19 protein-coding genes and 2 tRNA genes are annotated in these 17,848 nt (G+C 65.5%); 13 read left to right on the top strand and 8 right to left on the bottom strand.

Annotated features, from left to right (window positions below; genetic code table 11):
• The first annotated feature begins 38 nt into the window (after positions 1 to 38).
• Both FHS00_RS16270 and FHS00_RS16275 read left to right on the top strand, forming a co-directional pair.
• Positions 39 to 115 (top strand) — tRNA-His (locus FHS00_RS16270).
• Between the two features lie 158 nt (positions 116 to 273).
• The gene (locus tag FHS00_RS16275; protein WP_183475155.1) at positions 274 to 621 is read left to right on the top strand and encodes an SPW repeat domain-containing protein; all 348 of its coding nucleotides are present in this window, start codon (positions 274 to 276) and stop codon (positions 619 to 621) included.
• A gap of 21 nt (positions 622 to 642) precedes the next feature.
• Here the strand turns inward: FHS00_RS16275 and FHS00_RS16280 are convergent, their stop codons facing one another.
• A complete protein-coding gene (locus FHS00_RS16280; RefSeq protein ID WP_183475156.1) occupies positions 643 to 951 on the bottom strand; it encodes a DUF6476 family protein in 309 nt (102 codons plus the stop codon).
• Here FHS00_RS16280 and FHS00_RS16285 point away from each other — a divergent pair.
• The 5 genes from FHS00_RS16285 to FHS00_RS16305 all read left to right on the top strand — a co-directional run bounded on the left by FHS00_RS16285 (position 950) and on the right by FHS00_RS16305 (position 5,570).
• Positions 950 to 1,969, top strand: a complete 1,020-nt coding sequence (locus FHS00_RS16285; RefSeq protein ID WP_183475157.1) for an RluA family pseudouridine synthase — start codon at positions 950 to 952, stop codon at positions 1,967 to 1,969. The genes FHS00_RS16280 and FHS00_RS16285 overlap by 2 nt on opposite strands.
• A 164-nt stretch (positions 1,970 to 2,133) precedes the next feature.
• A complete protein-coding gene (gene rpoH / locus FHS00_RS16290; protein ID WP_183475158.1) occupies positions 2,134 to 3,033 on the top strand; it encodes an RNA polymerase sigma factor RpoH in 900 nt (299 codons plus the stop codon).
• 83 nt (positions 3,034 to 3,116) lie between these two features.
• Positions 3,117 to 4,091, top strand: a complete 975-nt coding sequence (locus tag FHS00_RS16295; RefSeq protein WP_183475159.1) for a Gfo/Idh/MocA family protein — start codon at positions 3,117 to 3,119, stop codon at positions 4,089 to 4,091.
• A gap of 45 nt (positions 4,092 to 4,136) precedes the next feature.
• Entirely contained in the window at positions 4,137 to 4,838 is a 702-nt protein-coding gene (locus FHS00_RS16300) for an NAD(P)-dependent oxidoreductase (protein WP_246391414.1), read from the top strand.
• 108 nt (positions 4,839 to 4,946) lie between these two features.
• The gene (locus tag FHS00_RS16305; RefSeq protein WP_183475160.1) at positions 4,947 to 5,570 is read left to right on the top strand and encodes a hypothetical protein; all 624 of its coding nucleotides are present in this window, start codon (positions 4,947 to 4,949) and stop codon (positions 5,568 to 5,570) included.
• An 85-nt stretch (positions 5,571 to 5,655) separates the two neighbouring features.
• Here FHS00_RS16305 and FHS00_RS16310 read toward each other — a convergent pair whose 3' ends face one another.
• The 5 genes from FHS00_RS16310 to metF all read right to left on the bottom strand — a co-directional run bounded on the left by FHS00_RS16310 (position 5,656) and on the right by metF (position 12,248).
• Complete coding sequence (locus FHS00_RS16310) at positions 5,656 to 7,473, bottom strand: M3 family oligoendopeptidase (protein WP_183475161.1); 1,818 nt, start codon at positions 7,471 to 7,473, stop codon at positions 5,656 to 5,658.
• A 78-nt stretch (positions 7,474 to 7,551) separates the two neighbouring features.
• Positions 7,552 to 8,631, bottom strand: a complete 1,080-nt coding sequence (locus FHS00_RS16315; protein WP_183475162.1) for an endonuclease/exonuclease/phosphatase family protein — start codon at positions 8,629 to 8,631, stop codon at positions 7,552 to 7,554.
• Complete coding sequence (locus tag FHS00_RS16320; protein WP_183475163.1) at positions 8,628 to 10,232, bottom strand: ATP-dependent DNA ligase; 1,605 nt, start codon at positions 10,230 to 10,232, stop codon at positions 8,628 to 8,630. Before FHS00_RS16320 ends, FHS00_RS16315 begins: the two co-directional genes overlap by 4 nt.
• A complete protein-coding gene (locus FHS00_RS16325; protein ID WP_183475164.1) occupies positions 10,229 to 11,257 on the bottom strand; it encodes a ligase-associated DNA damage response exonuclease in 1,029 nt (342 codons plus the stop codon). The genes FHS00_RS16320 and FHS00_RS16325 overlap by 4 nt, the downstream gene beginning before the upstream one ends.
• Before the next feature lie 124 nt (positions 11,258 to 11,381).
• Positions 11,382 to 12,248: a methylenetetrahydrofolate reductase [NAD(P)H] gene (gene metF / locus FHS00_RS16330; protein ID WP_183475165.1), complete on the bottom strand. Its 867-nt coding sequence runs from the start codon at positions 12,246 to 12,248 to the stop codon at positions 11,382 to 11,384.
• An 86-nt stretch (positions 12,249 to 12,334) separates the two neighbouring features.
• Here metF and FHS00_RS16335 point away from each other — a divergent pair, with 86 nt between their 5' ends.
• Positions 12,335 to 13,240 (top strand): LysR family transcriptional regulator, encoded by a 906-nt coding sequence (locus FHS00_RS16335; protein ID WP_183475166.1) that lies wholly within the window; start codon positions 12,335 to 12,337, stop codon positions 13,238 to 13,240.
• A 100-nt stretch (positions 13,241 to 13,340) separates the two neighbouring features.
• The gene (locus tag FHS00_RS16340; protein ID WP_183475167.1) at positions 13,341 to 14,135 is read left to right on the top strand and encodes an inositol monophosphatase family protein; all 795 of its coding nucleotides are present in this window, start codon (positions 13,341 to 13,343) and stop codon (positions 14,133 to 14,135) included.
• A gap of 5 nt (positions 14,136 to 14,140) precedes the next feature.
• On the opposite strand, the gene FHS00_RS16345 is transcribed toward FHS00_RS16340, so the two are convergent.
• Both FHS00_RS16345 and FHS00_RS16350 read right to left on the bottom strand, forming a co-directional pair.
• The gene (locus FHS00_RS16345; RefSeq protein ID WP_183475168.1) at positions 14,141 to 14,518 is read right to left on the bottom strand and encodes a GFA family protein; all 378 of its coding nucleotides are present in this window, start codon (positions 14,516 to 14,518) and stop codon (positions 14,141 to 14,143) included.
• The gene (locus tag FHS00_RS16350) at positions 14,515 to 15,246 is read right to left on the bottom strand and encodes a rhomboid family intramembrane serine protease (protein ID WP_183475169.1); all 732 of its coding nucleotides are present in this window, start codon (positions 15,244 to 15,246) and stop codon (positions 14,515 to 14,517) included. Before FHS00_RS16350 ends, FHS00_RS16345 begins: the two co-directional genes overlap by 4 nt.
• 56 nt (positions 15,247 to 15,302) lie before the next feature.
• Between FHS00_RS16350 and FHS00_RS16355 the strand changes: the two genes are divergently transcribed.
• From FHS00_RS16355 to FHS00_RS16370, 4 genes are all read left to right on the top strand, one after another.
• Positions 15,303 to 15,845 (top strand): tetratricopeptide repeat protein, encoded by a 543-nt coding sequence (locus FHS00_RS16355; protein WP_183475170.1) that lies wholly within the window; start codon positions 15,303 to 15,305, stop codon positions 15,843 to 15,845.
• Between the two features lie 50 nt (positions 15,846 to 15,895).
• A tRNA-Leu gene (locus FHS00_RS16360) sits at positions 15,896 to 15,980 on the top strand.
• Between the two features lie 62 nt (positions 15,981 to 16,042).
• Entirely contained in the window at positions 16,043 to 17,227 is a 1,185-nt protein-coding gene (locus FHS00_RS16365; RefSeq protein WP_183475171.1) for a DUF6538 domain-containing protein, read from the top strand.
• A gap of 107 nt (positions 17,228 to 17,334) precedes the next feature.
• Positions 17,335 to 17,553: a hypothetical protein gene (locus tag FHS00_RS16370; protein WP_183475172.1), complete on the top strand. Its 219-nt coding sequence runs from the start codon at positions 17,335 to 17,337 to the stop codon at positions 17,551 to 17,553.
• The last annotated feature ends 295 nt before the right edge of the window (positions 17,554 to 17,848 follow it).

Genomic DNA, 17,848 nt, shown 5'->3' on the forward strand with positions numbered 1-17,848 from the left:
TTGCAATCCCCGCGCCTCGGCGCTAATTCCGCGCCAGTGCCGCCTTAGCTCAGTTGGTTAGAGCGCTGGATTGTGGATCCAGAGGTCCCCTGTTCAAGCCAGGGAGGCGGTACCACTTCCCCGATCTCGCGAAATTGAAGTGACGCGGCTTGCGCGGTTCTTGCCACGTGCCAATGTCATTTCCGAAGCCTTTGTGGCTTCCGTGGCCCGAGGGCCGCTTCCCACGCATGGACGGCCCGGACGGGGCGCGCCGATGGGTTGGGAGGTGGACACATGACTCATCGACATCACTGGCAGGACTGGCTCTTCGGCGCGATCGGGCTGTGGCTCGTCGCTTCGCCCTTCATGCTCGGCATGGCGGGCGGCTCGGCGCTGTGGAGCGTGGTGGCACTCGGGGCGCTGGTCGCGACGCTGGCGCTCGTCGGGCTGCTCGATTCCGAGCAGCAGAGCTGGATCGACATGGCGGTCGCGGTGATCGCCATCCTCGTGGTCGCGGCGCCGTGGATGCTCGGCTTTACCGCGATGGCGATCATGGCCTGGAACGCGGTGCTGTGCGGCATCGTGCTGGCCGTGGCCGCGCTATGGGAGCATCTGGTCCCGCACCAGGGCGGTCATGCCTGACCCGATCGACCGCGCGGCAGGTTACGGCGCGCGGTCGATCTGCATCTCCTGCCGCATCACCCCGTCGCGCCCATAGACCAGCACCCGGTCGTCCGTCGTCACCACCGCGATCCAGTCCGAACCTTGGGTGAAAGCCTGGGCCTCGGCCCCCTCGGGCAGCGCGATCTGGTCGGGCAAAGGCAGGGCTTCGGCATTCAGGCGGATGACAAGCGCCGCAATCAGCACTAGGAAGCCGGCGATCATCACGCCCGCCAGCACGATCACCAGCCATTTGAGCCATCGCAGCTCGGGCGGGATCCGGACCGGGCCATCTGTCTCGGGAGGCTGCATGGCCGATCTCTCCATCATCCGCTTCACTATCGCCGAAGATCCGCCGGCGCGTCTTGATAAGGCGCTCGCCCGCGATGTGCCAGAGGAGGCCGCGCTGTCGCGCTCGCGCATTGCCAAGCTGCTCGCCGAGGGGGCGGTGACGGTGGAAGGGGCAGTGGCGACCGATGCGAAAGCGGCCGTGGCCGCCGGGGCGGTGGTCGAGATCGCGGTACCGCAGGCGGCCGAAAGCCACATGGAGCCGGAGGCGATCCCGCTCGAGGTCGTCTGGGAAGACGATGACCTGATTGTCATCGACAAGCCTGCCGGAATGGTCGTCCATCCCGCGCCCGGCTCGCCCGACGGCACGCTGGTCAACGCGCTGATCCATCATTGCGGCGACAGCCTGTCCGGCGTCGGCGGTGCGAAGCGTCCCGGCATCGTCCACCGGATCGACAAGGACACCTCGGGCCTTCTGGTGGTCGCCAAGACCGACCGCGCCCATCAGGGTCTGGCGATCCAGTTCGAAAAGCACAGCGCCGAGCGGCATTACTTCGCGCTGTGCCACGGCGTCCCGGATCCGAACGACCCGCGCCTGCGCGGCGTGAAGGGGGCGAGCTTCGAGACCGGATCGGTGCTGAAGATCCAGACGCTGCTGGGGCGGCACCGGACTGACAGGCAGCGCCAGGCGGTGAGCTTCGAGCAGGGCCGCCACGCGGTGACGCGCGCCAAGGTGATCGAGGCCTTTGCCGGGGCGGCGCTGGTCGAATGCCGGTTGGAAACCGGGCGCACTCATCAGATCCGGGTCCACATGGCGCATGCCGGCCACGCGCTGATCGGCGATCCGGTCTATGGCGGGCGGCGCAAACTGTCGGAAAAGACCCATGGCGCCCGTGCCGTTACGCTGGCCGCGAATTTCGGCCGGCAGGCGTTGCATGCCGCGAGCCTCGGTTTCACCCATCCCGCAACCGGCGAAAAGCTGCGCTTCGACAGCCCGATGCCGCCCGACATGGCGGAACTCCTTTCCGCGCTTCGGGGTTGAAAGACGGTAACGAAATTCACATATGATCGAGCCTTTCATGCGCCCCCTCGCCGGATCGGGGCGAAGGGTTCACCATTGCACAGGACCGATGCGGTAGCGGTGCTTGCCGGGCAGGGGCAGGGGCCGTATCGCTTGGTCGAACGTCAGACCGAAAGGAGGGGCCCATGGCAGAGACCTACAGCAATCTCCCCGCCCCGTCGCCGGAGCAGGGACTGAACCGATACCTGCAGGAAATCCGCAAGTTCCCGATGCTGGAACCGGAAGAAGAGTACATGCTGGCCAAGCGCTGGGTGGACCACGAGGACGCCAGCGCCGCGCACAGGCTCGTGACCTCGCATCTGCGGCTCGCCGCCAAGATCGCCATGGGCTATCGCGGCTACGGGCTGCCGCAGGCCGAGGTGATCTCCGAGGCCAATGTCGGTCTGATGCAGGCGGTGAAGAAGTTCGACCCCGAGAAGGGTTTCCGGCTGGCCACCTATGCGATGTGGTGGATCCGCGCTTCGATCCAGGAATACGTCCTGCGGTCCTGGTCGATGGTCAAGCTCGGCACCACTTCGGGCCAGAAGAAGCTGTTCTTCAACCTGCGCAAGGCCAAGGCCCGTCTCGGCGCGCTCGAAGAGGGCGACCTGCGCCCCGAGAACGTCAAGCAGATCGCCACCGATCTGGGCGTGACCGAGGAAGAGGTCGTGTCGATGAACCGGCGCATGTCGGGCGGCGACGCGTCGCTCAACGCCATGGTCGGCTCGGATGGCGACAGCGCCACGCAGTGGCAGGACTGGCTCGAGGATGACAGCGCCGACCAGGCCACAGACTACGAGGAGCGCGACGAACTCGACGCCCGCCGCGAGCTTATGGCCGAGGCGATGGGCGTGCTCAACGACCGCGAGCGCGACATCCTCGTGCAACGTCGGCTGCAGGACGAGGCGGTGACGCTCGAGGAACTGTCAGGGCAGTACGAGGTGAGCCGCGAGCGGATCCGCCAGATCGAGGTGCGCGCCTTTGAAAAGCTGCAGAAGCGGATGCAGGAGCTGGCGCGCGAGCGCGGCATGCTCGAAGACGCCTGAGCGTTGCGCCCGGCGCCGCGTCCGCTACCCTCTCCCGCGAGACCGGGGGAGGGTTTTCTCTTTCGGCAGAAAGGGAAGAGACGATGACCGATCCGATCCGCTGGGGCGTGCTGGGCGCCTCGAAATTCGCGCTGGGCGCCATGGCCCGTGCGATCCATTCCGCCGAAGGCTCCGAGCTCGTCGCGCTGGCCACCTCCTCCGAGGAGAAGGCCGCGCCCTTCCGTGCCTTTCAGCCGCGTCTCAAGGTGCATCTCGACTATCAGGCGCTGCTCGACGACCCCGAGATCGACGCGGTCTACATCCCGCTGCCCAACGCCATGCATGTCGAATGGACGCTCAGGACGCTCGACGCGGGCAAGCACGTGCTGTGCGAGAAGCCTCTCGCCATGCAGGCCTCGGAATTCGACGCGGTGATCGCGAAGCGCGATGCGACCGGGCTGATCGCGGCCGAGGCCTACATGATCGTGCATCACCCGCAATGGATCCGGGCCAAGGAATTGGTGCAGGGCGGCGCGGTCGGCGAATTGCGCCATGTCGAGGCGGCGTTCAGCTTCAATAACGCGGCCCAGACCGACAATATCCGCAACAAGCCCGAGACCGGCGGCGGTGGTCTGCCCGATATCGGCGTCTATGCCTTCGGCTCGGTCCGCTTCGTCACCGGCGAGGAGCCGCAGCAGATCCGCCACGCCAATATCCGCTACGAGAACGGCGTCGATGTCTATGCGCAGGTCGCGGCGCAGTTCGAGAGCTTCGAATATTCCGGCATGGTCTCGATGCGCCTGCATCCGCGCCAGGAGGTGACCTTCCACGGCGACAAGGGCGTGCTCAAGATGCTTTGCCCGTTCAACGCCAACAGCTTCGGCCAGGCCGAGATGACGCTCGAGACCGAAGGCATGCGCGTGGTGCATGAGCGCTGGCCCGGCGTCGATCACTACAAGCTCCAAGTCGAGGCCTTCACCGCCGCGATCGGCGGCGCGGACTATGCCTGTCCGCTGGAGTTCAGCCGTGGCACGCAGGCGATGATCGACATGGTCTATGCCAAGGGCGGGAACGGCTGAGCCGGATCGCGGTTGTTCCGGCGAAGATCACCGGAGGCAACCGCGATGGCTGACCAGATGAAGATCCTCGTGCTCGGCGCGCATGGTGTGACCGGGCAGGAGGTCGTGAAGCAGGCGGTGGCGAAGGGCCACCATGTCCGCGCCGCCGAGATGAAATGGCCCGACGATGCGCCCCCCGCCGGCCACAACGTGGAGCGGGTGACGGCCAACGTGATCGAGGACGATCTTGGCCCCATCATCGATGGCGTCGACGCGGTGATATCCGCGCTGGGCGTGCCCGGCGATCCCAAGACGCTGATGGATCCGCCGCCGCTCTACACGACGGGCACCCGCAACCTCATCGATGCGTTGGACGCGCGGGGGGTGAAGCGGCTGGTCACGATCTCGGCGAGCTTCGTGGTCACGCATGACCGTGGCCCGCTGCTGTTTCGTACCACCGCCATTCCGGCCCTGACCCGCGTGCTGCACCAGATGGGCGAGATGGAGGAGATGCTGCGGGCAAGCGATCTCGATTGGACCGCGGTGCGTCCCGGTTGGCTGCTGCCCGAACCGTTGACCGGGGACTACGTCGTCACGCCCGACGTCATCCCCGAGGGTCTGATCCGGACCCGTCACGCCGACCTCGCGCATTTCATGCTGCACTGCGTCGAGAGTGGCGAGTGGGTGCGCGCCACCCCCGCCATCGCCCGCCCCGAGGCCGAGGAGCTGAGCTCGTCCTTCGAGGTGGTCAAGGAGATGCTGGCCTGACCCGCAGGGGCCGGTGGCTGGCCCAATATCGACACATTCACGAGTCATGACCTATCCCGAAGTAGTGGTCGCCAGAAAGCGACCGTTGGACATGGGGCAGGAGGCATCATGATGTTCAAAACCTATCTCGCGGCTGGAATCGCGGCGGCGGGCCTCGGTCTGGCGGCGCCAGCCATGGCGGCACCGACCCAAGCCGCGATCGACGCTGTGGTGGCGCACCTCGTCAGCCAGGGCTACAGCGGCGAAATCCGCATCCGGCCGAGCGGTGACAAGCTGATCGTCGAGGCCAGCGGCGCTTCGGGCAGCACCGAGCGCGTCTACAGCGACGATGGCAGCCGCATGTTCGAAGAGGAAACGCGCAGCGCCAGCGGCGCGAAGGTCGAACGCGAGTACGACAACGCCGGCAACCTCGTCGAAGAAGAATACGAATACGAAGATGATGACGAGGATGACGACGACCGCGCCGAACGCGCGAAGGAAGAACAGGAAGATCGGCGCGAGCGCGAGGAAGAGCGTGCCGAAGAGCGTGACGAGCGCGACGCTGAAAAGGCCGAGGAGCGCGATGAGCGCGACGCCGAAAAGGCCGAGAAGAGCAAAGAGCGCGAGAAGAAGAAGTCCGAGAAGCGCCGCGAGCGCGACGAGGACGACGACGATGAAGATGACGACGATGAAGATGACGACGATGAAGATGACGACGATGACGACGACGATGACAAGGACGACGACGACTGAGGTCGCCCCGTAGTATCGCATCGCATGACATGAAGAGGGCCGGGGAATGATCCCCGGCCCTTGTCACGTTCAGGGGATGGGGCGGTCAGCCCTCCATCGCCTCCAGCTCGTCGATCATTCCCTCGATCATCGACAGGCCCTTGTCCCAGAAGGCCGGGTCGCTCGCGGCGAGGCCGAAGGGCGCCAGAAGCTCCTTGTGGTGCTTGGAGCCGCCTGCCTTGAGCATCTCGAAATACTTCTCCTGGAAGTTCTCGCCGCCCTCTTCGTAAACGGCATAGAGCGCGTTCACGAGGCCGTCGCCGAAGGCGTAGGCATAGACGTAGAAGGGCGAATGCACGAAGTGCGGGATATAGGCCCAGAAGCTCTCATAGCCCGGCGCGAAGTCGAAGACCGGCCCGAGGCTCTCGGCCTGCACGCTCATCCATAGCGCGTCGATGTCGTCGGGCGTCAGTTCCCCCTGCGCGCGCGCCGCGTGCAGCTTGCACTCGAAGTCGTAGAAGGCGATCTGCCGCACGACCGTATTGATCATGTCCTCGACCTTGCCGGCGAGCAGCACCTTGCGCTCGTTCTGGTCCTTTGCCTTGGCGAGCAGCTTGCGGAAGGTCAGCATCTCGCCGAACACGCTCGCCGTTTCGGCCAGCGTCAGCGGGGTAGAGGACAAGAGCTCCCCCTGATCCGCGGCGAGGCGCTGGTGCACGCCGTGACCCAGCTCATGCGCCAGCGTCATCACGTCGCGCGGTTTGCCGAGATAGTTCAGCATCACGTATGGGTGCACGGTCGAGACGGTCGGGTGTGCGAAAGCACCCGGCGCCTTGCCCGGCTTCACGGCCGCATCGGTCCAGCCATCCTCGAAGAACGGCTTGGCCAGCTCAGCCATGCGGGGGTCGAAATCACCATAGGCCTCTTCGACCATGGCGCGCGCCTCGTCCCAGCCGACGATCCGGTCGGTCTCCATCGGCAGCGGCGCGTTGCGGTCCCAGACCTGCATCCGGTCGAGGCCGAGCCATTTTGCCTTGAGCGCGTAGTAGCGGTGCGACAGGCGCGGATAGGCGGCAACCACCGCGTCGCGCAGCGCCTCGACCACCTCGGGCTCGACATGGTTCGACAGGTGACGTCCGGTCTGCGGCGTCGGCATGCCGCGCCAGCGATCCTCGATCTCCTTTTCCTTGGCGAGCGTGTTGTGCACGCGTGCGAAGAGGCGGATCTGCGATTTGAACACCCGCGCCAGCTCGTGCGTCGCGGCCTCGCGCTTGGCCCGGTCCTGCTCTGTCAGCAGGTTGAGGGTGCCCTCGATGCCGAGCTCCTCGCCATCGACGGTGAAGGTGAGACCGGCGATGGTCTCGTCGAACAGCTTGTTCCAAGCCGCCGCACCGACGCTCGACTGGTCGTGAAGGAATTTCTCCAGCTCGTCCGAGAGCTGGTAGGGCTTCATCGCGCGCATCCGCTCAAAGACCGGACGGTAGCGGTTCAGCTCCTGGCTCTGGCCGAGCAGGGTTTCGAGGTGATCCTCGTCGAGACGGTTGAACTCCAGCCCCCAGAACACCAAAGGCGTGGTGTAGGCGGTGATCCGGTCCTGGCAGTCGGACATGAACTTGGCCCGCTCGGAGTCGGTGGTGTGCTGGTAATAGCGCAGCCCGGCATAGGACATGATGCGCCCGGCAACGACGTCGATCCGCTCGTAACGCTGCACCGCCTCCAGCAGCCCGGCGGCGTCGAGCGTGGCGAGCTTGCCCTCGTAATCGGCGGCGAACTCGGCGCAGGCCTTCTCCAGCCAGTCGATGTCGTTCTTGATCTCGGCGCTGTCGGGTGCCGGGTAGAGATCGCTCAGATCCCATTCCGGCAGGTTGCCCAGGGGGCGGCCCCCGGTCTCGGTCGCGGCGTCGAAGCGGGGGGTGATGGTCATGGGCGAACCTTCCGTTGCGGTTTTACGAAGGCGAAAGATATGGACGGCAGCGAGGCGGCTCAACCCGTCGCGGCGGTCTCAGCCGTCGAAGGCCTCGTCGCGCATGCTGCGGGCCTTCTCCAAGGTGGCCTCCGCCTCGGCCGGATCATCCTCACGCGGGGCAACGAGGCGTTGATCGGCATTCGGGGTGAGGCACAGATCGGCGCGGACCGGGTAGTGGTCCGAGCCGATGCCTGGCAACACCTGAAAATCGGCCATGGCCAGCCCCTGCTGCCACAAGATCTGGTCGAGCGGCCATTTCATCCACCACGAATTGGCGTCGAAGCTCGGCATCGGACCGCGCCCTGCACGCGGATCGATCAGCTGCCCCAGCCGCAGCGTACGGCGGGCGGTGCGCTCCCAGGCAGCAGCGTTGAAATCGCCCGCGACGATCGCGGGCAGGGTACCGTCGCGCGCCTCGATCGCGGCCTGAAGCATGGTTGCGTCACGCAACGTCGAAGGCTGGAAATAATGCGGCGGTCGGGGATGCACGCCCAGCACGCGGACCTGTCCCGTCGGGTGTTCGACCACGCCGTCGAAATAGGGTGTGTCGGCGCCGAAGGGAAAGCGCATCTCGGCGCTTGCGAAGGGATGGCGCGAAAAGACGTGCATCCCGTAATAGGTGGCCTCGGAAGGGATGTCCTGTTGATGGTGGTCATAGCTGGCATCGAGTTCTGCGAGCGCCTCGTCCCACCATTCGTTGGTCTCCAGCACCAGGAAGAGGTCGGGATCCTGCTCCTGTGCCAGGGCGATCACCTCCTCCGCCTGCCGGTTCGAACGCTGGACGTTCGCGACGAGGATGCTCAGCCGCTCCTCGGGTGCGCAGCTGGCGAGGCCGGGATCCATCTTTGCGGCCAGCGGCTGGTAGGGCCACAGGCGATAGCCATGATAGCCCAGCGCCAGCACCGCCAGCAGCGTCAGCCAGCGCGCCGCGCCCCGGCCGATGCCGCCCAGACCGGCCATCAGCGCCCAGAACACCACGATCAGCGCTGCGAACTGCATGCGCGGGAAATCGAGATAGCGCACCCACCAGGTGTCGGTCTCCCACAGCGGCAGGGCCGAGGCGACGATCAGCAGCGCGAGGACGATCCCGGCGATGACGGCGAGGGCATGTCTCATGCGGCGGTGTCTCCTCCATAGGCGGCAAGCATGTCGCGAAGGTCGTCGAGCGTGTTGATCTCGTCCAGCGGCTTGTCATGGCGCCAGCGCAGCATGCGCGGAAAGCGCAGGCTCACGCCAGACTTGTGGCGTGGGCTGGGCTGAATGCCTTCGAAGCCGATCTCGAAAACATGTTCCGGTTTGACGTGACGCACCGGACCATAGCGTTCGAGCGTGTTTTTCCGCACCCACGCCGTGATCTTGCGAAACTCTGCATCGGTCAGGCCGCTATAGGCCTTGGTGAAGGGCACGAGCCCGTTGCCGTCCCTCACCGCGAAGGTGAAGTCGGTGAACATGTTGGCGCGGCGCCCGGAGCCGGCCTGCGCATAGACCATCACCGCATCGATGGTGAGCGGATCGACCTTCCACTTCCACCAGTCGCCCTTCTTGCGGCCCGCAAGGTATGGGCTGTCCGCTCGCTTGAGCATCAGCCCCTCGGCCATCAACTCGCGCGAGCGCGCGCGTTCTTCGGCGAGCTGGTCGAGGCTTTCAACCGGGACCAGCGGCGAGAGGCGGAACGGCGCCTCGGGCGGCAGATCCGTCCCCAGCGCGTCGAGCCGTGCGCGCCGCTCGGCGAATGGCAGGGTGCGGATATCCTCGCCATCCTGCTCCAGCAGATCGTAGCCCATCAGGATCACCGGCGCTTCGGCCAGAAGCTTCTTGGGCACCGTCTTGCGGCCGATGCGCTTTTGCAGCGCGTTGAAGGACAGCGGCGCCTCTTCCCCCCAGGCCAGCACTTCGCCGTCGATCACGGTGCCCATCGGCAGGAAATCCTTCATCCGCGCCAGCTCGGGAAACCGGTCGGTCATCAGTTCCTCGCCGCGCGACCAGAGATGGTGATCGCCACCGCGCAGGATCAGCTGGCCGCGGATGCCGTCCCATTTGCGCTCGGCCATCCAGTTCGCGGGATCGCCAAGATCTTCGGGGCTATCGAGCTGGTAGGCGAGGTAGAAGGGATAGGGGCGCGACAGGCTCGCGGTCGGGTCCGGCTCGTGCACCAGCGCGTGCCACGAGATGTCGTCGGGCGTCCACGACCCCATCAGCCGATGGGTCAGCTCGGCCTCGTCGATGCCGGTGGCTTGCGCCAGCGCCCGGGTCATCAGCTTCTGGCTCACCCCGACGCGAAAGCTGCCGGTCAGCAGCTTGGTGAACAACAGCCGCTCGGTCGGCCCGAGCACGTCCCAAGCCGCAAGGATGCCGGCCTTGCGCGCGGCATCGTCCTGCTTCGACAGGCGGCGGATCTCGCCGATCCAGTGGCTGAGCGGGCGGTCCTCCTCCCGTTCGGCCGGGGGCAGGACAAGCGAGATCGTCTCGGCAAGATCGCCGACGATCGGGTAGGCTTCCTCGAACAGCCACAGCGGGATGCCCGCGCGTTCGGCCGCCCATTCGCGCAGCACGGTGGCGGTGATCGTCCGGCGCGGACGGCGGCCCGAGAACAGCGCGATGGTCCAAAGCTTGTCGGCATCGGGCGCCTCGTCGAAATAGGCGGCCATCGCCGCGACCTTCTTGGTCGTTCGGGTGGTCTGGTCGATGGCGCGGAACAGTTCGGCAAAGCGTTTCACGCAGCCTCCCCCTCGTCATCGGCATCGACGTTCTCGCCCGCATATTCGGTCGAGACGACATGGGCGTCGAAGCCCTCGCTCTCCAGCCAGCGGCGGAAGACCGAGGTGTAGCCATGGGTGACGAAAATCCTTTGCGCCCCCGTCTCGCGGATCGCGGCGTTCAGGCCGGGCCAGTCGGCATGATCGGACATGATGAAGCCGCGATCCGCCGCCCGCCTGCGACGCACCCCCCTGAACGCCATCCAACCGGAGGCAAAGGCGGTCGAGGCCGGGTTGCCCGCGACGTTGAAGCGCCGCGCCCAAGGGCCGCCAAGGCCCGAGGGAGTGGCGACGACCAGTGCGCCGGCATGCGCCTTGAGATCCAGATCGGGCGTGACCCGGATCGTGTCGGGAAGCTTGATGCCCTGCGCGCGCAGCACCGCATTGGTGTTCTCGACCGCGCCATGGGTCAGGATCGGGCCGATCGAGCTGTCGGCCAGGGACAGGATGCGCTGCGCCTTGCCCAGCGCATAGGCCCCGATCAGGGAAAACCGTCCCTCGGCGGCGTTGGCGGCCCACCAAGCATTGAGGTCATGCGCCAGATCCGCCTGCGGGGTCCATTTGAACACCGGCAGACCGAAGGTGGATTCGGTGATGAAGGCGTCGCATTTCACCGGCTCGAACGGGGTCGAGAGCCCGTCATCGATGGTCTTGTAATCGCCCGACGCGACCCAGACCTCGCCCCTGCGCTCGACCCGGATCTGCGCCGAGCCGGGCACATGGCCCGCCGGGTGGAACGAGACGGTGACGTCGCCGATGGGGCGCGTCTCGCCATAGCGGATCGTGTCGAGGGAGATATCGCCCAGCCGGTGCCGCATCACAGGGGCGGCGATGTCCGTGGCGAGGTAGCGGTCCATCCCCTCATGCGCGTGATCAGCATGGCCGTGGGTGACGAGCGCGCGGTCGACGGGGCGCCAGGGGTCGATGTAGAAATCGCCCGCTTCGCAGTAGATGCCCCGGTCGGTGAAGGTCAGCAGATCGGCCATACCCCCGAGGGTAGTGCGGGGGGCGGGGCCGGGTAGGGCGTATTTATGGAACGGTGAAGGGGAGGGGGCGCGCCCCTCCCATTGCCGTGGACCTGATACGCGAGGGCGCGAAGCCCCCGGCGGTTCAGGCCACCTCGCTCAGCGTGGCCTTCGGCGTGATGCCCAGCGCGTGGCAGACGTCGCGGGTCAGATCCGGCTTGTTGAGCGTATAGAAATGCAGGTGCTCGGCGCCGCCGGCGATCAGCTTGTCGCACAGCTCGGTGGCGAGCGCCGTGGCCAGCAGGTCGGCCTCGGCCTGATCCTTCGCGTGATCGAAGCCGTCGGCCACGACCTGCGGGATCGAGGTGCCGCACATCGCCGCGAACTTGCGCGCGCCCTTCCAGTTCTCGATCGGCAGGATGCCCGGGATGATCGGCCCGGTGATGCCGGCCTTCTCGCAGGCGTCGCGGAAGCGGAAGAAGGTGTCAGCCTCAAAGAAGAACTGGGTGATGGCGCTATGGGCTCCGGCGTCGAACTTGCGCTTGAGATGCTCGACATCGGCCAGTTCATGCGCGGCGTCGGGGTGCCGCTCGGGATAGGCGCCGACGCGGATGCGGAAGCGGTCCATCGCCGCCAGCGTTTCGATCAGCTCGACCGAGCCGGAAAAGCCCTCCGGATGCGGCCGGAAGCCGCCCGAGCCTTTCGGCGGGTCGCCCCTGAGCGCCACGATCTCCTCGACCCCGGCCTTGGCATAGCCCTGCACGATGTCCAGCGTCTCGGCCTTGGTCGCCTCGACGCAGGTCAGGTGGGCGGCGACGCGCAGTCCCGCCTTCTTGTGGATCGCGTCCACCGCCTCATGGGTCAGCTTGCGCGTGGTTCCACCTGCGCCATAGGTCACCGAGACGAATTCCGGGCCCATCGGCGCCAGCGCCTGCACCGTGTCCCACAGGCGGAACGAGCCCTCGATGTTCTTCGGCGGAAAGAATTCGAAACTGACGGCGGGGCGGGTCATGGACGATCTCCTTTGGATGGGGAGCTTGTCGCAGATCGGGTGACGTGAGACAAATTCATAACCCTCACCACGATGATGAGTTTCACTTGCATATCGAGTTCCGGCACCTGCGCACGATCAAGGCCATCCACGACACCGGCGGTCTGGCTCGGGCGGCCGATCTGCTGAACATAACACAGTCGGCGCTGTCGCATCAGATCAAGGGCATCGAGGATCAGGCCGGGGTCGAACTCTTCGTGCGCCGCTCCAAGCCCCTGAAGCTTTCGGCCGCGGGGCTCAAGCTTCTGGCCGCGGCCGAGGACATCCTGCCGCGCGTCGCCGAGCTCGAAGCCGAGTTCGCGGGGCTGGTCGCGGGCAAGTCCGGGCGGCTGCACATCGCGATTGAATGCCATGCCTGCTTCGAGTGGCTGCTGCCGGTGCTCGAGCAGTTCCGCAAGGCCTGGCCCGAGGTCGATATCGACATCCGCCCCGGCCTCGCCTTCGAAGCGCTGCCTGCGCTCCGGCGCGAGATGGTCGACGTGGTGATCTCCTCGGACCCCGAAGACCTGCCGGAGACCGATTTCACGCCGCTCTTCGACTACGAGCCGGTGTTCCTCTGCGCTTCGGGACACCCGCTGGCCGACCGTCCGCATGTCGAGGCCGAGGATTTCGCCGGCGAGACCCTGATCACCTACCCGGTGGAGCGGGCGCGGCTCGACGTGTTCACCGAGCTTCTGACGCCCGCGCGGGTGGAGCCGGCGGCGATCCGCCAGGCCGAGCTGACGGCGGTGATCCTGCTGCTGGTGGCGTCGGGGCGGGGCGTGGCGGTGCTGCCCGACTGGGTGGTGCGGCACCTGCGCGGCCATCCCGACTACGCGATCCGATCGCTGACGGCGCAGGGTCGGACCCGCAGGCTCTATGCCGCCACCCGCAGCGAAGACACCGCCCGGCCCTACATTGCGCATTTCAACCGGCTGGCTCGGCAGGAGGCGGTGAAGCTGCAGCGCGGCTGAGCGCCCTCTTGCCCGGCGAGCGCCAAGCGGCTATGGCGCCGTGATCCGTACATCTCAGGGCCCCGAAGGGCCTGACAGCCCCAAGCCTCAGGAGGCCCCGATGGCCCGTTCCGCCAATCTCAACGTGATGATGAAGACCGCGCGTCGCGCCGGTCGCGCGCTGCTCAAGGACTTCGCCGAGGTCGAGCAGCTGCAGGTCTCGACCAAGGGGCCGGGCGACTTCGTCACCCGCGCCGACCGGCAGGCCGAGCAGACCATCCGCGAAGCGCTTCTCGAAGCGCGTCCCTCCTATGGTTTCCTTGGTGAGGAAGGCGGCCCGATCGAAGGCGAAGACCCGACCCGGCGCTGGATCGTCGACCCGCTCGACGGCACCACCAACTACCTGCACGGCATGCCGCACTGGGCGATCTCGATCGCGCTGGAGCACAAGGGCAAGATCGTCGCCGGCGTGATCTACGACCCGGTCAAGGACGAGATGTTCCACGCCGAGAAGGGCGAGGGCGCCTGGCTCAACGAGAGCCGGCTGCGGGTTTCGGCGCGGCACCGGCTGGTCGAATCGATCTTCTCGAGCGGCGTGCCCTGCGCCGGGCGCCGCACGCTGCCCGCGATGATCCAGGACATCGCGCGCATCGCGCCCGAGGTCTCGGGCCTGCGCCAATACGGCTCGGCCGCGCTCAACATGGCCTATGTGGCGGCCGGCCGCACCGAGGGCTTCTGGGAACGCGAGCTGAAGATCTGGGACATCGCGGCAGGAATGATCATCGTCACCGAAGCTGGCGGCTTCGTCGGCCCGATCCGCGACGGGCACGACCCGCTCGAGCATGGCGACCTCGTCGCGGCCAATGCCGACATCTTCGAGAAGTTCGCCAAGCTGGTCCGCGCCCGCGAGGCCTGAGCCCGCTAGCGGTCGGCGGAGTGATTGACGCCGTCCGACCACGGGATCTCACCGAGATCGCGGGGGTTCAGCCCCGCGATCGCCCCCATGTTGACGCTGTATTCGTTCGGGTTCGAACGGCGCTGGTGATGCGTGTGGATGCCGCAGATCCGGCAGAACCAGTGCTTCGCGGTCATCGTGTTCCACTGGTAGAGCGTCAGTGCCTCCGCCCCGCGCAGCAACTCCAGCTGCTCGAGATCGACCGGCCCCGCGATGTAGCCCCGCCGGCGGCAATAGGAACAGTCGCAGCGATGCGCGCCTGACAGGCCGTGCTTGAGATGCACGCGCAGCTCGACCGCGCCGCAATGGCAGCTCAGATGATGAACCGGTTGCTGGAGTGTCATCGGCGTCTCCTGACGACGGGAATGTTGCTGCGCCCGAGCGGCGGGGCAGGAGGATGCGGGGGCAGGCCGTGGGTGCGGCTCCAGAAGGCGGGGCCGCCGCGCCGGAGCCATGGCTGCACGGTCAGCGCGAGCCCGGCGGCGAACCCGCCCGCATGGGCCCAGTAGGCGACGCCGCCCGTGGTCGGATCGGCGCCGAGCCCGCCCAGCACCTGCAGTCCGAACCATACCGCCAGCACCAGCCAGGCCGGCACCGGCACGACCCGCAGGAGCACGAAGATGTCGACCCGCGCGCGGGGGAAAAGCAGCAGGTAGCCGCCCATCACCCCCGCGATTGCGCCTGAGGCGCCGATCGTCGGCACCACCGAGAACGGCTCGGTCGCGTATTGCACGAGATTCGCCGCCACTCCCGAGGCGATGTAGAAGCCCGCGAAGCCCGCATGGCCGAACTGCTCTTCCATGTTGTCGCCGAAGATGAACAGGAACAGCATGTTGCCCAGCAGGTGGAACAGCCCGCCATGCAGGAACAGCGAGCTGAGAAGCGCCACCGGGTTCTCCAGCGCGGTCAGCCGCACCGGGATCATCGCCCAGTCGTAATAGAGCCGCGCCAGATCGTCACCGGTGTCGAGCGTCACCACCATCCACAGATAGATCGCGATGTTGACGACGATCAGGCTCCAGGTGACCCAAGGGGTGCGGGTCGAAGGGTTGTGGTCGCGAATCGGGATCATGCGGGGTCCGGTGTGGAAAGCTTGACTGGCGCGGGCGCGCCTGGGCAGCATGTAGCATGATCCGTGCCTCTGCCATGGTCCTATGTCTCGCCGCCGCACCGGCGGCGGCACGCGACTGTCCGCCGCCGCCCGACCACGGCGAGGAAAGGGCACAACTGACCGAGCGGCTGGCCCGGGCTCCCGATCCCGGCACCGCGCAGCGTCTGATGGACCGCCTTTGGGAGCTGTGGCGCGACGCGCCGGACGCCGCGGCGCAGGACCTGCTCGATCGGTCCATTTCCCACCGCCTGGGCGGCCAGGACGAAGCGGCGCTGCAGCTTCTCGACCAGCTGGTCGCGGAATGCCCGGATTATGCCGAGGGCTGGAACCAGCGCGCCTACATGCATTACCTGCGCGGCGATTACGCGGCCGCCCTGGCCGATATCGACGCGACGCTAGAGCGGATGCCCGATCATGTCGGCGCGCTGTCGGGGCGGGCGTTGGCGCTTTGGGAGCTGGGCCGCGAGACCGAGGCGCGGCGCGCGCTCGACACCGCGCTCGCGCTCAATCCTTGGCTGCCCGAGCGCAGCCTGATCGAGGCACCGGGCACCGATATCTGAGCCGAGGACGCTTTACCGTCGGGCGCGGGCATCGTAAGCCTGCCGCCCGTGCCCGCGTGGTGAAATGGTAGACACACGAGACTTAAAATCTCCTGCCCTTCGGGCGTGCCGGTTCGAGTCCGGCCGCGGGCACCAAGAATCTTCCTAAGGCATTGATAGGCCTCGGCTTTTGATCAGATTAAGCCAAGGCGTAGTACATGCCGGAGTACATTCATATCCCTCACTGCTTCCTCAAGGATGGAATCTTCTACTTTCAGCGTCGGGTGCCGACTGAACTGATTCGCCATTACACGTCTTCGAAGATCTCGTATTCGCTGCGGACGAGGTCAGCGCGAGTTGCGGCTGCGCGGGCTATACGAGCCGCGAGCCAACTCGACGAGTACTGGTATCATCTGCGTAGTCAGGATGCGGACCTCCCAGGGAAGCACATGCGGCGACTGGGAGTGGCTGATCCCCGTCAGCGGGCTTCCGACGGCGGCAGTGTCAACATCGACTGTATAAGCCTCTCTGAGGCTGTAGTGACATACCTGCGGCTCAAGGGCAGCGGAAAGGGGATTACTTTCCGCCGGGCAGCTGAGCGGGCCTGTGGCTATGTCATCGACACCTGCGGGGACAAGCCGCTCTCTAGCTACACGAAGGCGGACGCCAACGCCTTTCGTGATGCACTGATCGCCCGCGGGATGGCTGGCAGCAGCATCACCAGGGTCTTCGGCACGGTACGGTCGATCATTAATTTCGCCGCCAATGAAGAAGGGATCGAACTGACGAACCCCTTCGGGAAGGTCTACTATGACCGATACGCTGGCGTGTCGGATCGCCAGCCTATTCCGGTCGAAGCCATCCGTGCCGTACAAGCTGAGTGCTACCGCTTGGACGACGACATGCGTTGGCTGGTGGCCTTGGTCGCGGATACGGGGATGCGACTGGCAGAGGCGGCTGGGCTGCTCTGTGAGGACATCGTACATGACAACGAGGGCAACTACATAGCACGGATCACTCCGCATCCGTGGCGCAGGCTCAAGACCGCTGGCAGCATGAGGGAAGTCCCTCTTGTCGGATCTGCTCGCTGGGCTGCTGAACGACTAATGGCCGTGCATGGAGGCTCGGGCTTCGCCTTCCCGCGCTACAACAAGACCGACACCACGAATGCCAACGCAGCAAGTGCGGGCCTCAACAAGTGGCTGAAGGCGTACGTGCCGGCAGGGGCGACCATGCACAGCTTCCGGCATTCGATGCGCGACCGGCTACGTGCAGTGGAATGCCCGGCTGACATCGTGGATCAGATCGGTGGCTGGCAGACTAATGGAATAGGACACGGTTATGGAAAAGGGTACGCAGCACAAATAACCATTAAGTGGATGGAAAAGGCTATTTTCCTTTAATTGGTGCTTGAAAATTTTCGGAAGTTCTCCCAAGAATTGACCTTATGTGATATAAGTCTCTCGACGGACCGATTCGGCCGTCAGGTATTTAGTAAGTGGGAACGAAAATGAAAAAATTCATGCTTGCAGTGAGCATTCTGGCCTTTTCTTCCTCAACAGCTTTGGCTGATAAACCAAACGATAAAGGCGCGGGTGGTCAAGCTGTAAAGGCTCTTAACCAGGATCTGAAAGATACCGACACAAATCTTGGGCAGCTTAAGAAAGATCTCGGGATTACTGGAATTGGCAGCGAGGTCAGCGCCATAAACCAAGACTCCAACAACTAACGCAAGATTGGCTCCAATTTCGATCGGAAAGAGATCAAGGTTCAGACACGGGCCTATGCCGTGTCTGAACCCCCTTATTGCCCCTGACCTTTAAAAAATCGATATCCATTTTTTTCTGAAGGCAGTGAGAGCAAAAAATGTACTACGCCTTGGCTTAATCTGATCAAAAGCCGAGGCCTATCAATGCCTTAGGAAGATTCTTGGTGCCCGCGGCCTGTTCCAAGCGGTTTGCCGCCCTGGTTCAGGTCCTGTTGCAGGCACTTCTTTCGGCATTCGCCCCAGCAAAACAAGCCCT

The organism is Limimaricola variabilis (genome assembly GCF_014195545.1).
GTDB lineage: Bacteria > Pseudomonadota > Alphaproteobacteria > Rhodobacterales > Rhodobacteraceae > Limimaricola > Limimaricola variabilis.

Excerpts from the sequence above, each read along its gene's own strand:
- FHS00_RS16355 (WP_183475170.1), top strand. The coding sequence starts at position 15,303 with ATGATCCGTGCCTCTGCCATGGTCCTATGTCTCGCCGCCGCACCGGCG.
- FHS00_RS16325 (WP_183475164.1), bottom strand. The coding sequence starts at position 11,257 with ATGGCCGATCTGCTGACCTTCACCGACCGGGGCATCTACTGCGAAGCG.
- FHS00_RS16345 (WP_183475168.1), bottom strand. The coding sequence starts at position 14,518 with ATGACACTCCAGCAACCGGTTCATCATCTGAGCTGCCATTGCGGCGCG.
- FHS00_RS16370 (WP_183475172.1), top strand. The coding sequence starts at position 17,335 with ATGAAAAAATTCATGCTTGCAGTGAGCATTCTGGCCTTTTCTTCCTCA.
- FHS00_RS16300 (WP_246391414.1), top strand. The coding sequence starts at position 4,137 with ATGGCTGACCAGATGAAGATCCTCGTGCTCGGCGCGCATGGTGTGACC.
- FHS00_RS16295 (WP_183475159.1), top strand. The coding sequence starts at position 3,117 with ATGACCGATCCGATCCGCTGGGGCGTGCTGGGCGCCTCGAAATTCGCG.
- metF (WP_183475165.1), bottom strand. The coding sequence starts at position 12,248 with ATGACCCGCCCCGCCGTCAGTTTCGAATTCTTTCCGCCGAAGAACATC.
- FHS00_RS16305 (WP_183475160.1), top strand. The coding sequence starts at position 4,947 with ATGATGTTCAAAACCTATCTCGCGGCTGGAATCGCGGCGGCGGGCCTC.
- FHS00_RS16285 (WP_183475157.1), top strand. The coding sequence starts at position 950 with ATGGCCGATCTCTCCATCATCCGCTTCACTATCGCCGAAGATCCGCCG.
- FHS00_RS16280 (WP_183475156.1), bottom strand. The coding sequence starts at position 951 with ATGCAGCCTCCCGAGACAGATGGCCCGGTCCGGATCCCGCCCGAGCTG.
- FHS00_RS16315 (WP_183475162.1), bottom strand. The coding sequence starts at position 8,631 with ATGAGACATGCCCTCGCCGTCATCGCCGGGATCGTCCTCGCGCTGCTG.
- FHS00_RS16365 (WP_183475171.1), top strand. The coding sequence starts at position 16,043 with ATGCCGGAGTACATTCATATCCCTCACTGCTTCCTCAAGGATGGAATC.
- FHS00_RS16350 (WP_183475169.1), bottom strand. The coding sequence starts at position 15,246 with ATGATCCCGATTCGCGACCACAACCCTTCGACCCGCACCCCTTGGGTC.
- FHS00_RS16340 (WP_183475167.1), top strand. The coding sequence starts at position 13,341 with ATGGCCCGTTCCGCCAATCTCAACGTGATGATGAAGACCGCGCGTCGC.
- FHS00_RS16310 (WP_183475161.1), bottom strand. The coding sequence starts at position 7,473 with ATGACCATCACCCCCCGCTTCGACGCCGCGACCGAGACCGGGGGCCGC.
- FHS00_RS16275 (WP_183475155.1), top strand. The coding sequence starts at position 274 with ATGACTCATCGACATCACTGGCAGGACTGGCTCTTCGGCGCGATCGGG.
- rpoH (WP_183475158.1), top strand. The coding sequence starts at position 2,134 with ATGGCAGAGACCTACAGCAATCTCCCCGCCCCGTCGCCGGAGCAGGGA.